Below are 15,404 nucleotides of genomic sequence, written 5' to 3'. Positions count from 1 at the left end.
TGGTTCCCGACCGGAAACCGACGATCAGCGAGCGAAGAGCAGCGCGCGCTTGACTTCCTGAATTGCCTTGGTCACCTGGATGCCGCGGGGGCATGCGTCGGTGCAGTTGAAGGTGGTCCGGCAACGCCAGACACCCTCCACATCGTTGAGAATGTCCAGACGTTCGCTTCCACCCTCGTCGCGGCTGTCGAAGATGAACCGGTGTGCATTGACGATCGCAGCGGGTCCGAAGTAGCTGCCGTCGCTCCAGAACACGGGGCACGAGGTCGTGCAGCACGCGCACAGGATGCACTTGGTGGTGTCGTCGAACCGGGCGCGGTCCGCGGCGGACTGGATGCGCTCACGGGTCGGCTCGTTGCCCGTCGTCATCAGGAACGGCTTCACGGCGCGGAACGCGTCGAAGAAGGGTTCCATGTCGACGATGAGATCCTTCTCCACCGGCAGGCCCTTGATGGGCTCGATGGTGATGTTCAGCGTCTTCGACGAGTCCTTGGGGAGCATGTCGCGCATCAGCACCTTGCAGGCGAGACGGTTGACGCCGTTGATCCGCATCGCGTCGCTGCCGCACACGCCGTGAGCACACGAACGACGGAACGTCAAAGTTCCGTCCAGGTAGCCCTTCACGTACAGCAGGAGGTTGAGCAGACGGTCGGTCTCCAGGGTGGGCACCTGGAAGGTGTCCCAACGCTGGCCGTCACCGCTTTCGGGGTTGAAGCGAGCGATCTTGAGGTTCACCATCACCGCGCCCTCCGGCACGGGTGGCAGATCGGACTCGGTCTTCTTGTCCAGGGTAGGTGCGCTCATATCAGTACTTCCGCTCCATCGGCTCGTAGCGGGTTTGGATTACCGGCTTGTAATCCAGGCGAATCTCGGTGAGCAGACCTTCGCCCTCTTTGTAGGCCATGGTGTGCTTCATGTACTCGGCGTCGTTGCGCTCGGGGTAGTCCTCGCGAGCGTGACCGCCCCGCGATTCCTTGCGGTTGAGCGCTCCGACGACCGTGACCTCGGCCATTTCGAGAAGGAAGCCGAGTTCGATGGCCTCGAGCAGATCGCTGTTGTAGCGCTTGCCCTTGTCCTCGACGGTGATCTTGTTGTACCGCTCCTTGAGCGCCCGCACATCCTTGAGCGCCGTCTCGAGGCGCTCCTCGGTGCGGAACACCGATGCGTTGTTGTCCATCGACTGCTGCATCTCGGTACGGATGTCGGCTGCGCGCTCGTGACCGTGATCCGACAGGATGAGTTCCAGCCAGTCCTGGACCATCTTGGCCGGCTCCTCGGGGAGCGGGGTGAAGTCGACTGAGTTTGCGTACTCGGCCGCGGCAATGCCGGCACGACGTCCGAAGACGTTGATGTCGAGCAGCGAGTTGGTGCCGAGACGGTTGGCTCCGTGCACCGAAACGCAGGCACACTCACCGGCGGCGTACAGACCGGGAACGATATCGGTGTTGTTGCGGAGCACCTCGCCGTGAATCTTGGTGGGGATGCCGCCCATGACGTAGTGACAGGTCGGGTAGACCGGCACCGGCTCCTTGACGGGATCCACACCGAGGTACGTACGCGAGAACTCCATGATGTCGGGGAGTTTCTCGTCGAGTACTTCCTCGGGAATATGCGTGACGTCGATGTAGACGTAATCCTTGTTGGGACCACCGCCGCGTCCTTCGAGCACCTCGAGCACCATCGAACGAGCGACGATGTCGCGGGGCGCGAGGTCCTTGATGGTCGGTGCGTAGCGCTCCATGAAGCGCTCACCCGACTCGTTGCGCAGGATGCCGCCCTCACCTCGGACGGCCTCGGAGATGAGAATCCCCAGACCGGCGAGACCTGTCGGGTGGAACTGGTGGAACTCCATGTCCTCCAAGGGAAGACCCTTGCGGAACACGATGCTCATGCCGTCACCGGTGAGGGTGTGGGCGTTGGACGTGGTCTTGTAGATTCGGCCCGAACCGCCCGTGGCGAAGATGATCGACTTCGCGTGGAAGATGTGCAGCTCGCCGGTCGAGAGCTCGTAGGCGATGATGCCCGTTGCTACGGGACCGTCGTCGGTTTCGGTCAGACACAGATCCAGTGCGTAGAACTCGTTGTAGAACTCGACGTCGTGCTTGACGCAGTTCTGGTAGAGCGTCTGCAGAATCATGTGGCCGGTGCGGTCGGCCGCGTAGCACGCACGACGAACCGGCGCTTTGCCGTGGTCGCGGGTGTGACCGCCGAAGCGACGCTGATCGATCTTGCCCTCGGGTGTCCGGTTGAACGGAAGACCCATCTTCTCGAGGTCGAGAACGGCGTCGATTGCTTCCTTTGCCATGATCTCCACCGCGTCCTGGTCGGCGAGGTAGTCGCCGCCCTTGACGGTGTCGAACGTGTGCCATTCCCAGTTGTCTTCCTCCACGTTCGCCAGAGCGGCGCACATGCCACCCTGGGCTGCACCGGTGTGCGAACGAGTGGGGTAGAGCTTGGTCAGTACGGCGGTGCGAGCGCGGGGTCCGGCTTCGATCGCAGCACGCATACCGGCACCGCCTGCGCCGACGATCAGTACGTCGTAACGATGTTCCTGCATGTAAGCGTCAGTGTCCTTAGCTCGCCGAGATGTTGGGATCGAACGTGAAGATGACGTAGGTGCCGACGCCCATGATCAGGATCATGGACAGCACCAGCAGCGTCGTCAGCCAGAATCGCGTCGAATCCTTGCGGGAGTAGTCCGCGATGATCGTGCGTAGGCCGTTGCCACCGTGGAGCTGAGCGAGCCACAGCATCGTCAGATCCCAGAACTGCCAGAACGGGCTGGCCCAACGACCGGCGACGAACGCGAAGTTGATGCGGTGCACACCGTCGTCGAGCATCAGCATGATGAACATGTGACCGAGTACGAGCACGACGAGTGCCAGACCCGAGAAGCGCATGAACAGCCACGCGTAGAGCTCGAAGTTGCCCTTGCTCTGCCGACGCGGTGAACGGGGGTTGGCCAAGCTGGCCGGACGGTCGTAGTTCGTGCCGAGGACCTTCGCCTCGGGACCCTGCGTCGACATCAGTGACCACCCGCCGTGAACATGTTGTAGAAGATTCGTCCCGCGCCCGGGATCATGACGACGAGCCAGACGACTGCGATGACCCAGAGCATCGGCTTCTGGTACTGCGGTCCCTTGGACCAGAAATCGACCAGCATGACCCGGATGCCGTTCAATGCGTGATACAGCACTGCGGCCACGAGGCCGAGTTCCATCAGGCCGACGAGCGGGGTCTTGTAGGTCTCGATGATGGCGTCGTACGTTTCGGGATTGACCCGAACCATCGCCGTGTCGAGGACGTGGACGAACAAGAAGAAGAACGTCAACACGCCAGTGATGCGGTGCAGAACCCAGGACCACATGCCCGGATCCCCGCGGTACAGAGACCGCTTACGCTCCTTGACCGGAGCGACTTCCGTCGTGCTACTCATCGAGTGCAATGCCTCCAACGTCGTTGGTGGACGCTTCGAGCCCGGTGGACGGGTCTTGTCCTGACTCGATTTGTCGCGATTCGGCCCTAGTGCTGGTTGTACTAGCCGCTTACTTGAAACTGTAAACCCATTCGAAACACGGAACTAATTCGACTCGAGGTTCGTACGGTGCCGAAATTCGGTGTTAGGTTTGCCTTCCCAATTCGGACACGACGATTCGGGCAGTTCTCTGCATCAATTCAGACAGCGTGATTGGATGGGTAACCATGGATGAAATCGACTGGAATACGTTGCGCGACAACGCTCATGAAGTAATGCGTCATGCTTACGCCCCGTACTCGAACTTTCCGGTCGGTGCGGCCGCTCTGGTGGACGACAATCGAATAGTCACCGGGTGCAATGTGGAGAATGTCTCATACGGTTTGGGGCTCTGCGCCGAATGCGGGTTGGTCTCGAACCTGCACGCGACCGGCGGCGGCAGACTGGTGGCCTTCTCCTGCTGCGATTCTCGTCGTGAGATCCTGATGCCGTGCGGGCGGTGTCGGCAGTTGCTGTTCGAATTCGGCGGCCCGGATCTGCTCGTCGATACCAACTCGGGACCGCGTCGACTGGCAGAGTTGCTGCCGGATGCATTCGGACCCGACAACCTCGACGAAGGACGCGTGAACAACCATGCCTGACGCCGTATCGATCATCAGCGCGAAGCGCGACGGCCGCGTTCTCGACGACGAACAGATCGAGTGGGTGATCGCGGAGTTCACTCGCGGAACCGTCGCGCCGGAACAGATGTCGGCACTGGCGATGGCAATTCTGTTGCGCGGATTGTCCCGTCGGGAATTGAGCACGTGGACCGGCGCGATGATCGCATCGGGCACCCGCATGGATTTCTCGGCATTGCCGCTGCCCACCGTCGACAAGCATTCGACCGGCGGTGTCGGAGACAAGATCACGCTGCCGTTGGCCCCCCTGGTCGCCGCGTGCGGGGCAGCTGTTCCACAGCTGTCGGGTCGAGGCCTGGGGCATACCGGCGGCACGCTCGACAAGCTCGAGTCGATCCCCGGGTGGCGAGCCGACCTCAGCGGTGAGGAAATGCATCGCATCCTGGCCGATCCGGCGGTGGGAGCGGTCGTCTGCGCCGCCGGTGCCGATCTGGCTCCCGCCGACAAGAAGCTCTACGCCTTACGCGACGTGACCGGAACCGTAGAGTCGATTCCGCTGATCGCCAGCTCGATCATGAGCAAGAAGATTGCCGAGGGCACCGGTGCCCTCGTATTGGATGTGAAGGTCGGCGCGGGCGCGTTCATGAAGAACGTCGACGATGCGCGCGAACTCGCCACCGCGATGGTCGAGCTCGGAACCGATGCGGGTGTGCGCACCATGGCGGTTCTGACGTCCATGGACATCCCGCTCGGGCTCACCGCAGGCAATGCGCTCGAAGTGCAGGAGTCTGTCGAGGTGCTCGCCGGAGGCGGCCCCGCCGACATCGTCGAGCTGACGATCACGCTGGCCCGGACCATGCTCGCCGCGGCCGGTATCGAGGGCATCGATCCGGCCGACAAGCTCGCCGACGGGTCCGCCATGGATCGGTGGAAGGCAATGATCGCCGCGCAGGGCGGGGATCCCGACGCGGCGCTGCCCGTCGCCCGGGAGAGCCAGGAATTCAAGGCAACCCAGGACGGCATCGTCACCGGCCTGGACGCGATGGGCGTCGGGCTTGCCGCATGGCGGCTGGGGGCAGGCCGCGAGCGTCAGGGTGAGCCGGTGCAGAGCGCAGCCGGTGTGCGGCTGCACGCCAAGCCGGGTGATCGGGTGCGGGCCGGGGATCGGCTCGCAACCCTGTACACCGACACTCCCGAACGGTTCGAGTACGCGCAGCAGGCACTCGACGGCAGCTGGGAAATAGGTGCCACGGCTGTCGAGCCGAGCCCTCTCGTCATCGACCGCATCGGCCAGTAGCAGTCTCGGTCAGATCAGGTTGCCCGCCTCGGTCAAGACGCTGCGCAAGATCTGTTCCATCTCGTCGAACTCCTTCTGACCACAGATGAGTGGCGGAGCCAGCTGCACTACCGGATCGCCGCGGTCGTCGGCGCGGCAGTACAGCCCTGCGTCGAACAGAGCTGTGGACAGGAACCCGCGGAGGATGCGTTCTGCTTCGGCGTCGTCGAACGTTTCCTTCGTGGCCTTGTCCTTGACCAGTTCGATGCCGTAGAAGAACCCTTCGCCGCGCACGTCTCCGACGATCGGCAGGTCGTGCAGCTTCTCGAGCGTCGAGCGAAACGCCGGTGCGTTGTCTGCGACGTGGGCGTTGATTCCCTCGCGCTCGAAGATGTCGAGATTGGCCATGGCGACCGCTGCGGACACGGGATGGCCGCCGAAGGTGTACCCGTGCGCGAAGCTGGACGTGCCGTCGTCGAACGGCTCGAAGAGCTTGTCGGAGGCGATCATTGCGCCGATCGGGGAATAGCCCGAGGTCAATCCCTTGGCGCAGGTGATGATGTCCGGGACGTAGCCGAAGTCGTTGCAGGCGAACATGGATCCGATCCGTCCGAACGCACAGATCACCTCGTCCGAGACCAGGAGGACGTCGTAGCGGTCGCAGATCTCGCGGACCCGCTCGAAGTATCCGGGCGGGGGAGGGAAGCAACCCCCGGCATTCTGGACCGGCTCGAGGAACACCGCGGCCACCGAATCGGGGCCTTCGAACTCGATGGCCTCGGCGATGCGATCTGCAGCCCAGATTCCGAACGCCTTCGGATCGGTGTCCAGGGGAGCCGGAGCGCGGTAGATGTTGGTGTTCGGCACCCGGAACGCACCCGGTGTCAGCGGCTCGAAAGGCTCTTTGAGCGCCGGAATTCCGGTGATCGCGAGCGCACCCTGCGGGGTGCCGTGATAAGCAATGGCCCGCGAGATCACCTTGTGCTTACCGGGCTTGCCGACCTTCTTGAAGTACTGCTTGGCCAGCTTCCATGCGCTCTCGACGGCCTCGCCGCCACCGGTGGTGAAGAAGACCCGGTTCAGGTCGCCGGGGGCGTACCCGGCGAGGCGTTCGGCCAGTTCGATGGCCGGTTCGGTGACGTACGACCACAGCGGGAAGAATGCCAATTCCTTTGCCTGCTTTGCCGCCGCCTCGGCCAGTTCCTCGCGGCCGTGACCGACCTGAACCACGAACAGGCCCGAGAGCCCGTCGATGTAGCTCTTGCCGTTCGAGTCCCAAATGGTCGCGCCTTCGCCGCGGGTGATGATCGGGGGCGTGACCCCGGCACCGTGGCGGGTGAAGTGACCCCACAGGTGCTTGGCTGCGGAGGCGTCGAGTTCGGCTGTCGTTCGTGTCATCGGGTTCCCCAATTGTATTGCTGCTTGACGAGTTTGAGATAGACCAGGGTTTCGGTACTGGTGACACCGTCCAGGCTGCGGATCTGCTTGTTGAGAATCTGCAGGAGCTGTTCGTCGTCCTCGCACACCACTTCCACAACGACGTCGAACGACCCTGCGGTGAGGACGACATAGTCGATTGCGGCGATGGCCGACAGTTCCTCGGACAACGCGTAGCTGTCTCCGGTGCACTTGATGCCGATCATCGCCTGCCGCTTGAATCCGACCTGTACCGGATCGGTCACCGCGACGATCTGCATGACGCCGGAATCAGTCAGACGCTGAACACGTTGGCGAACAGCAGCTTCCGAGAGTCCTACGGCTTTGCCGATCGCGGCGTACGAGCGTCGCCCGTCCTCCTGGAGTTGTTCGATGATCGCCTTGGAGACGTCGTCGAGTGCGATGGGTGGCTGCTCGGGCATACGTCGATCTTGTCATTGTCGCGGTGGTGAACACAACCCTTCGACGATGAAATGCGTATTAATTGCCCATTCGGACGACAGAATCAGTTGTCGAGAGGCGAGAAACTGAGAGAATCAGTAGCTCGGGCGGTACTGTGCAGGTATGGCGAACATTCCTGCTTGTTGGATCGACGGGCGCGCGGTGGACGGTAGTGGTCAGCGATATGCCGTCGACGATCCCGCGACGGGGGCGGTTGTGGCCGAGGTCGGGCTGGCGACGGCGGAGGACGTCGATTCGGCACTCGCACATGCTCGGTCGGCATTTCCGGAATGGTCCGGCGCAACGCCGGCGCAGCGAAGCGCGGTGCTGGCAGAGCTGGCTCGGCTGGTTGCGGCCGACGCCGATTCCTTTGCGACAGAGGAAGTGGCACAGACCGGCAAAGCGGTGCGGCTGGCGCAGGAATTCGACGTTCCGGGCAGCATCGACAACATCGAGTTCTTCGCCGGAGCGGCGCGGAACCTCGATGGCAAGGCCGCAGCGGAGTACTCGGGTGAGCACACCTCCGCAATCCGTCGCGACGCCGTCGGAGTGGTCGGGTCGATCACTCCATGGAACTATCCGCTGCAGATGGCGGTGTGGAAGGCGATTCCGGCTCTGGCGGCAGGGTGCGCCATCGTGCTCAAGCCCAGTGAACTCACTCCGCTGACCACGTTGCGACTGGCGCGCTTGGCCACCGAGGCCGGAGTTCCCGACGGGGTGTTCAACGTCGTGACCGGAACCGGAGAAGACGCCGGAGTGGCACTGTCCTCGCACGCGGGCCTCGATCTGATGACCTTCACCGGCTCGACTCCTGTCGGCAGGCGCGTCATGGCGCAGGCCGCCGCCCACGGCACTCGGGTCCAACTGGAACTGGGCGGCAAGGCCCCGTTCGTGGTGTTCGACGACGCGGATCTCGAGGCCGCCATTCACGGCGCGGTCGCCGGATCGTTGATCAACGGTGGCCAGGACTGCACGGCGGCCACCCGCGCCATCGTCGCCGAGTCTCTCTACGACGAATTCGTTGCCGGAGTGGCCGAGTTGATGGGACGCGTCGTGATGGGAGACCCGACCGATCCGGCGACCGACATGGGTTCACTGATCTCGAACGCCCATCGCGATCGTGTTGCGGCCATGGTGAATCGAGCTCGCGATGCCGGAGCCAGGATCGTCACCGGAGGCCGCGTGCCGGAGGGTCGAGGGGCGTTCTATCCGCCCACCCTGATTGCCGATGTCGGTGAGCAGGACGAGATCTATCGCGACGAGGTGTTCGGTCCGGTGCTCACGGTATCCAAGCATCACGGTGACGACGATGCGATCCGGCGCGCCAACGACACTGCGTTCGGACTCGCGGCTTCCGCGTGGACCCGAGACGTGTACCGCGCAGGACGAGCGACGCGCGAGATCGCCGCCGGCTGTGTGTGGATCAACGACCACATTCCGATCATCAGCGAGATGCCCCACGGCGGATTCGGGGCCTCGGGCTTCGGCAAGGACATGTCGAGCTATTCGCTGGACGAGTACCTCACCGTCAAGCACGTCATGACCGACATCACGGGTGTGGCCCGAAAGCCCTGGCATCGAACGGTCTTCGCCGACGTTCAGGAACAAGCCCGGTGAGCGGCGTGTGGGCCACCGAGCCCTCCGAACGCGGTGTAGCAATGGTGGCGGGTGCAACGCCGGAGTCCTATTGGCTCGACCGTCCCCAACGGCCCGCTCCGCGCAGTCGGCACACCAGCTCTGCGACAGCAGATCTGGTGATAGTCGGCGGCGGCTTCACCGGACTGTGGGCGGCGGTGCACGCGGCCGAGGAGAATCCGGACAGATCGATCGTGTTGCTCGAGGGCGACCGCATCGCGGAGGGGGCGACCGGTCGCAACGGCGGCTTCTGTGCGGCCAGCCTGACGCACGGGCTGGGCAACGGACTCGACCGGTATGCCGACGAACTACCCCAGTTGCTGCGGATGGGCACAGAGACGCTCGACGCGATCTGCGCGACTGCGGAGAAGTACGGAATCGATGCCGACATCGAACGCACCGGCGAGCTCGACATCGCCAATTTCGATTGGCAGGTAGACGATCTGCGCGAGCTCGGCGAGGAGGGTGCACGCCTGTCTCAGCCGATGGAATACCTCGACGCCGCTGCAGTGCGGTCCAAAATCACTTCACCGATGGCGCGCGGCGCACTGTTCGACCCCGACGTCGCGATGATCGACCCCGGCAAACTTGCCTGGGGCCTGGCCGACGCGGCCGAGTCGCTCGGCGTACACATTCACGAGAACACCAAGGCACTGTCGATCGACAAGTCCGGCAACGGTATTCGAGTGACAACGGGGTACGGAACCATCGAGGCGGGCAAGGTTCTGCTGGCCACCTCGGCATCGAAGTCGTTGCGCCGCAAACTCCGCCACTGGATCGTGCCCGTGTGGGACTACGTCATCATGACCGAGCCTCTGAGTCCGTCGCAGCTCGCCGACATCGGCTGGTCCGGCCGGGAAGGATTGGCCGACTCCGGCAACAGATTTCACTACTTCCGGTTGACGGCGGACAACCGCATCCTGTTCGGCGGGTGGGATGCGCACTACTTCTACGGTAGCGACACCGACCCTCGCCGAACCCAACATCCCGAAGAGTTCGCATTGCTCGCCGAGCACCTGCTGCAGATGTTCCCCGGACTCGAGGGAATCCGTGCCACCCACGCCTGGGGCGGATCGATCGACACGTGCTCGCGGTTCAGTGCGTTCTGGGATCTCGGCATGAACGGACGGGTGGCCTCGGTGGCCGGGTTCACCGGCCTCGGCGTCGGCGCGTCGCACTTCGGGGCCCGCACCGCGCTCGATCTACTGGACGGCAAGGATACCGAACGAACACGGCTGAAGATGGTGCGCAGCATGCCGCTTCCGTTTCCGCCCGAGCCCCTCAAGTCCATCGGCATCAACATCACCCGTGCTGCATTCGCCCGAGCCGACCGGAACGGCGGAAAGCGCGGCCTGTGGCTCAAGGGTATGGACGCCCTCGGTCTCGGCTTCGACAGCTGACGGAGCGGCTTCGCCGCACGTGCACGGAAACTCGTTCTCTGCTACGAAGTTTCGCTCACAAGCGGCGGAGCCGCTCTACTCGTGCGGAACGACGACCACCGGCACCGGGGCGGCCCGCAGTATCTTGGTCGCACTCGATCCGAGGAACACGCGCTTGGGGCTTGCCAATCCACTCGAGCCGAGAAACAGCACATCGCCCGGCTTCCAGTCGAGGTTGCCCATGGCCTCGTCCAACGAAGACCCGTCGGCGACGACCGACTGCAAGCCGTCGATACCGGGAAGAGTGCGGGCCGCGAGCTCGAGGTTCTCTTGCGCTGCCGCGACCTGTCGTCGACGCGTGTCCAGCGAGCTCTCGTCGCTGGGTGCTCCGGTCGGTTCGAGGGACACAAGCGACACCAACCGGACCGGCACATGGGCCGCGCTGGCAAGGGTGATCGCGAACGGCAACGGATTCGAGGCCGATGCTCGGGTGGGGACCGCGACGGTGAGGTCGGTGATCGGAGCGTCGGAGAGCCGGTAACCCCGAGGTGCGAGTGCCAGCGGTACTTCGGAGGCGTGCAGAAGCTGACCGGCAACCGACCCGATCGAATGCCGATTCAGCAGGCCGTCGCCTGCGCCGCCGACGACGATCATGTCGGAACCGGTCTGTACGGCGAAGTCGATGAGGGCCCGGGCGAAAGACTCGTGCGAGAGCACGTGGGTGGTCACCGCGATGCCCGACGGGACCTGGGCGGCGGCGTCGTCCACCCACCCCTTCGCCTTGGCCTCGAGCACTTTTCGGTACGGGCCGCTGCCTTCCATGACCGGTTCGTCCACGGCCATGACCAGCACGATGTCGATGGAGGCGTCGAGGGCACGAGCGAGGGCGATGGCCAGGGCTACGCCGTCGTCGCCGCTGGGAGTGGCGAGGTAGCCGACGGTGATCTTCATGAGTTTCGGTCCTTCTCTTCTAGTAAGTGTCCGGAACCTTGACTTCGGTGGACGCGGTGAGTGTTTTGCCCTGGAAGAAGTCCTTGTTGCCCACGAAGCACAGCAGCATCAGCGGGATTCCGAGTACCAGCATTCCGACGCCGAGGACGAACACTCCGCCGATCGATCCGTAGACGGTGTAACCGTAGTCGGGCTTGATCATGTCGATGGCACTCTGGACGAACGCCCAGGTCATCGACAATCCGCCGAGCAGCGGAAAGATGCCGCGCATGAACAGGTTTCGGGCGGACGAGAACAGCGTTCGGCGGAAATACCACGTGCATGCGTACGCGGTGATGCCGTAGTAGAACGCGACCGCGAGCCCGAGCGAGGCCACCGAATCCTGCAGCGCATTGGCGCTGACGAAGGTGAGCACCAGGTAGAACAGCAGAGCCGCCGCGCCCATCACGAGTGTGCCGAAGCCGGGCGTCATGTACTTGGGGTGGACGCTGGCGAACCGCTTGGGAATGGCCTCGTACACGGCCATCGACAGGGTTCCTCGGGCCGTGGGCAGAATGGTTGTCTGAGTGGAGGACAGAGCCGAGATCGAGACGGTCAGCAACAGCAACGACGCCACGATCGAGCCCGCGACGGGATCTCCGAGGATGGTGAGTACGTCGTCGACGTTGTCCGGGTTGTTCAGGCCGATACCGGTATCGCCGAAGCCGGCGAACGACTGCACGGCGTAGCCGACGAGAACGTACGTGGCGACGAGGATCAGCGTGGTGATCACCGCGGCGCGTCCCGGCGTCTTCTCGGAATCTTTCGTTTCCTCGCCGACGGCCAGGCAGGCGTCCCATCCCCAGTAGATGAAGATGCACAGGATGATGGCCTGGGCCGCGTCGGACATCGTCACCCCGGTGGGAACCAACCAACTCCACTGGGGCGTGATGGCCTGAGGTCCGGCGGTGCCGGTCCCCACCTTGACCAGTGCCGTCACCGACACTCCGATGAGTACACCGAACTGCACGACCAGCAGTACGTTCTGCATGCGTTCGCTGATCAGGATGCCGCGGAAACTGACGTAGGTCATCGAGGCGATGAAGAACGAACCGAGTGCGACCTTGGCGGCAGTGGACTCCGCCAAGTCCGAGAGGCCGAGGAACTCGAACAGATAGATGGCAGCGATCTCGGCCACGTTGGCGAGCACGATGATCGCCGAGACCGCCAGCCCCCATCCCGCCATCCAGCCGACCCACGGGCCGAACGCCTTGGTGCCCCACGTGAACGATGTTCCGCAGTCCGGGGTGTCGCGTCCCAATTCTCGGTAGGCGAAGGCTGTGAGCAGCATCGGGACGAACGCGATGAGGAACATCGACGGTGCTTTGTCGCCGACGGCCAGGACGACGTAGCCGAGGGTGGCGGCCAGGCTGTAGGCCGGCGCCACCGCCGACAGTCCGATGACGATGTTGCCGACCAACCCGAGAGCGCCGGTGTTGAGTCCTTTACCCGGAATGGTGTTCGGCGGTTCCGCAATCGACATAGGTCTCTCCGAGGTTCGAGTCGACCGAGGACGTCGGAAGGAGACCCGACAGAATCGGTCGCGTGTGTTGGATGAACACTACGATTTCCGTCGCCGATCCGCTGTGTATCGACGGAATTGTTTTCATCGGAGTAACAATGCAACGAAATAGGTCGCATAAGCAGCACGGTTCGCCGGAATCCGCGGACTCGCCGTGTGGCTCCGGCGGACGCGCGGACGCACGGGCTGCGCGCTACCGTCGACACATGAGCACCACGGAGAACACACAGTCTTCGATCGGTGGCAGTGCGCCACTCGATCTCGCGTCGATCAGGACAGCTCCGAAGGCATTGCTGCACGATCACCTCGATGGCGGACTTCGACCGCAGACCGTGCTGGAACTGGCCGACGAGTGCGGTTACGACGGACTTCCCGCCACCGACGGCGCAGCATTGGGCACCTGGTTCCGCGAATCCGCCGACAGCGGCTCGCTCGTGCGCTACCTCGAAACGTTCGCGCACACGGTCGCCGTGATGCAAACCCCCGAGGGCCTGTTTCGGGTGGCGCGCGAATGCGCCGAGGATCTCGCCGACGACGGCGTCGTGTATGCCGAGGTGCGCTTCGCCCCGGAGCAGCATCTCGAACGCGGACTGACCCTCGACGAGGTCGTCACCCACACACTCGCAGGTTTCGAGGCGGGAATCTCCGCAGCCAAGGTGCGAGGCAAGAACATCACGATCGGCACCCTGCTCACCGCGATGCGACATGCAGCCAGGTCGCGGGAGATCGCCGAGCTGACGGTTCGATTCCGCGATCGCGGTGTCGTCGGCTTCGACATCGCCGGTGCCGAAGCGGGCTTTCCTCCCAGCCGCCACCTCGATGCCTTCGAGTACATGCGAGCAAGTAACGCGCACTTCACCATTCATGCGGGCGAAGCGTTCGGGCTGCCGTCCATTCAGGAAGCAGTGGCGTTCTGCGGGACCGACCGGCTCGGACATGGAGTGCGGATCACCGACGACATCACCCGCGAAGCCGACGGCTCGCCCACGCTCGGTTTGCTGGCCGCGTACGTTCGTGACACCCGTATGCCGCTCGAACTGTGCCCGAGCTCCAACGTGCAGACCGGCGCGGTCGAGTCGTTGGCGACACACCCGTTCGATCTGCTTGCACGCCTGCGCTTTCGGGTCACCGTGAACACGGACAACCGGCTGATGAGCGACACCTCGATGAGTCGCGAGATGGTCAAGCTCGTCGAGACGTTCGGCTACGGGTGGAGCGATCTCGAGCGGTTCACCATCAACGCGATGAAGTCCGCGTTTCTACCGTTCGACGAGCGACTGGCGCTGATCGACGACGTGATCAAGCCCGGTTATGCGGTCCTGATCGGCTGACCTCCGTGCGAGGTCGCGCACTACTTCTTGCGGAGCCGACCCTCGAACTCGCGCTCGAGAGCGCGCCATGCTTCGGCCTCGACGGCGAACGGCGCGCTCGGAGCGAGCCGATCGGGGCTCGGTTCGAGCGTGTACGACACGTACCAGCCCAACGGCGTGGACGTGGCAAGCGCTTCCTCGACGGAGTCGTCGCCGGCGAACTCGGCTGCATCGGTGAACAATTCGACGGCAAGATCCAGTTGATCCGCGTCGACGGCAGTGGGGCCCTCGGCCAGATCGTCGGCCAGTCCGGGTAAGACATATACGTTGTCGTCGGTGATCGAGATGTCGAGCGAGCCGTCGATCGCAGCGGTCTGAATGTCGGAGAACGTGCTGACCTGCGCCAGATCATGATCGTGATCGTCGGCCAGGTACCGGGCGAGCGAGCGCTCGGAGCCGAAAACGCTGATCGCACCGCCGCGGCCGAGGAACACCGGTTTGTCCCCGAGGTAGCAACGCAGGGTGTACAGAGTGTCGTCCGAGGTGATGATCCGGATCGGATCGATGCCGACGGTGGTCCAGAACGTCTCCTCGGCGGCCGCCGCGGCGATCGGATCACGATCGACATCCTCGTCGTCCGAATCGTCGTCGTCGGAATCGGAGTCGATATCGTCCGTGGCGTCATCGGCGTCGACGGCGTTCTCGGCCGCCGCTGTGATCTCTGCTTCCGCTACGGCAACGGCAGCGGAGTCGACGTCGGGCGAGGTGACGATGGAGTCGACTGCGTCCAGAACGTCGTCCCAGTGTTTGGCGACCGCAGCTCCGATGCGATCCCACAACTCGGCTCCCTCGCGACCGAGAAAGTTCTCGACGCCTCCGCCTACTGCGCCCACGAACGAATTTGTACCGAAAAAGCTTGTGACGGAACGTAGTTCACATACATCGCCGATGGAGGCGACGATGTCGAAGGTTGCCTGAAGTTCGGCGAGGACATCGGCTTCGGGGTCCGAGGCCACCAGTTCCGGTACCGCAACCAGATCGAAGCGATGCAGATCGTCGGGCTCGAGCTCGTACGCAGCCAGAGCGGAGACCACCGGCCACGACGGGTGGTCGGTGAGATCGTTGTCGTCGTCGGATCGGACGAACGCCGCAAGTTCAGCGACGGTCGAGAATCCGTACAGATCTTCCTCGTGTCCGAGGAATGCCTCCCATTCGTCGTCGCCTTCTCGCCACTCCGGTGCCCAGAGAGTCGAGAAGTCACCGGCGGTGAGACCGAGTTCGATCGGGATGATGTCTCCAGCCATGGCGCGAAGCCTATC

Annotated in this window: 14 protein-coding genes; 5 read left to right on the top strand and 9 right to left on the bottom strand. The window is 63.7% G+C overall.

What is annotated here, in order from left to right; genetic code table 11:
• Positions 1-24: 24 nt before the first annotated feature.
• The 4 genes from ASG84_RS03065 to sdhC are packed head-to-tail and all read right to left on the bottom strand — an operon-like array spanning position 25 to position 3,367.
• Entirely contained in the window at positions 25-804 is a 780-nt protein-coding gene (locus ASG84_RS03065) for a succinate dehydrogenase iron-sulfur subunit (RefSeq protein WP_057475585.1), read from the bottom strand.
• 1 nt (position 805) lies between these two features.
• Positions 806-2,557 (bottom strand): succinate dehydrogenase flavoprotein subunit, encoded by a 1,752-nt coding sequence (sdhA, locus tag ASG84_RS03060; RefSeq protein ID WP_032376833.1) that lies wholly within the window; start codon positions 2,555-2,557, stop codon positions 806-808.
• A gap of 16 nt (positions 2,558-2,573) precedes the next feature.
• Positions 2,574-3,026, bottom strand: coding sequence for a succinate dehydrogenase hydrophobic membrane anchor subunit (locus ASG84_RS03055; RefSeq protein WP_027496419.1), 453 nt, complete (start codon positions 3,024-3,026; stop codon positions 2,574-2,576).
• Positions 3,026-3,367, bottom strand: a complete 342-nt coding sequence (gene sdhC / locus ASG84_RS03050; protein ID WP_032378103.1) for a succinate dehydrogenase, cytochrome b556 subunit — start codon at positions 3,365-3,367, stop codon at positions 3,026-3,028. Before sdhC ends, ASG84_RS03055 begins: the two co-directional genes overlap by 1 nt.
• Before the next feature lie 335 nt (positions 3,368-3,702).
• On the opposite strand from sdhC, the gene ASG84_RS03045 reads away from it, so the two are divergent.
• Positions 3,703-4,116, top strand: coding sequence for a cytidine deaminase (locus ASG84_RS03045; RefSeq protein ID WP_057475584.1), 414 nt, complete (start codon positions 3,703-3,705; stop codon positions 4,114-4,116).
• Entirely contained in the window at positions 4,109-5,392 is a 1,284-nt protein-coding gene (locus tag ASG84_RS03040) for a thymidine phosphorylase (RefSeq protein WP_057475583.1), read from the top strand. Before ASG84_RS03045 ends, ASG84_RS03040 begins: the two co-directional genes overlap by 8 nt.
• 9 nt (positions 5,393-5,401) lie before the next feature.
• Here the strand turns inward: ASG84_RS03040 and ASG84_RS03035 are convergent, their stop codons facing one another.
• The gene (locus ASG84_RS03035) at positions 5,402-6,769 is read right to left on the bottom strand and encodes an aspartate aminotransferase family protein (RefSeq protein ID WP_057475582.1); all 1,368 of its coding nucleotides are present in this window, start codon (positions 6,767-6,769) and stop codon (positions 5,402-5,404) included.
• A complete protein-coding gene (locus tag ASG84_RS03030) occupies positions 6,766-7,230 on the bottom strand; it encodes an Lrp/AsnC family transcriptional regulator (protein ID WP_057475581.1) in 465 nt (154 codons plus the stop codon). Before ASG84_RS03030 ends, ASG84_RS03035 begins: the two co-directional genes overlap by 4 nt.
• Before the next feature lie 142 nt (positions 7,231-7,372).
• Between ASG84_RS03030 and ASG84_RS03025 the strand changes: the two genes are divergently transcribed.
• Positions 7,373-8,866, top strand: a complete 1,494-nt coding sequence (locus tag ASG84_RS03025) for a gamma-aminobutyraldehyde dehydrogenase (protein WP_057475580.1) — start codon at positions 7,373-7,375, stop codon at positions 8,864-8,866.
• A complete protein-coding gene (locus ASG84_RS03020; RefSeq protein WP_235581513.1) occupies positions 8,863-10,284 on the top strand; it encodes an NAD(P)/FAD-dependent oxidoreductase in 1,422 nt (473 codons plus the stop codon). The genes ASG84_RS03025 and ASG84_RS03020 overlap by 4 nt, the downstream gene beginning before the upstream one ends.
• A gap of 75 nt (positions 10,285-10,359) precedes the next feature.
• Here the strand turns inward: ASG84_RS03020 and ASG84_RS03015 are convergent, their stop codons facing one another.
• Positions 10,360-11,214 (bottom strand): universal stress protein, encoded by an 855-nt coding sequence (locus ASG84_RS03015; protein ID WP_057475579.1) that lies wholly within the window; start codon positions 11,212-11,214, stop codon positions 10,360-10,362.
• 19 nt (positions 11,215-11,233) lie between these two features.
• Positions 11,234-12,736, bottom strand: coding sequence for an APC family permease (locus ASG84_RS03010; RefSeq protein ID WP_057475578.1), 1,503 nt, complete (start codon positions 12,734-12,736; stop codon positions 11,234-11,236).
• 245 nt (positions 12,737-12,981) lie between these two features.
• Here ASG84_RS03010 and ASG84_RS03005 point away from each other — a divergent pair, with 245 nt between their 5' ends.
• On the top strand, positions 12,982-14,106 hold the full coding sequence (locus ASG84_RS03005) for an adenosine deaminase (protein WP_057475577.1): 1,125 nt from the start codon (positions 12,982-12,984) through the stop codon (positions 14,104-14,106).
• Between the two features lie 20 nt (positions 14,107-14,126).
• On the opposite strand, the gene ASG84_RS03000 is transcribed toward ASG84_RS03005, so the two are convergent.
• Positions 14,127-15,389 (bottom strand): hypothetical protein, encoded by a 1,263-nt coding sequence (locus ASG84_RS03000; protein ID WP_057475576.1) that lies wholly within the window; start codon positions 15,387-15,389, stop codon positions 14,127-14,129.
• Positions 15,390-15,404 lie beyond the last annotated feature (15 nt).

The organism is Rhodococcus sp. Leaf278 (assembly GCF_001426085.1).
Lineage (GTDB): Bacteria > Actinomycetota > Actinomycetes > Mycobacteriales > Mycobacteriaceae > Rhodococcoides.
This window is presented reverse-complemented; position numbering and strand designations above follow the sequence as displayed.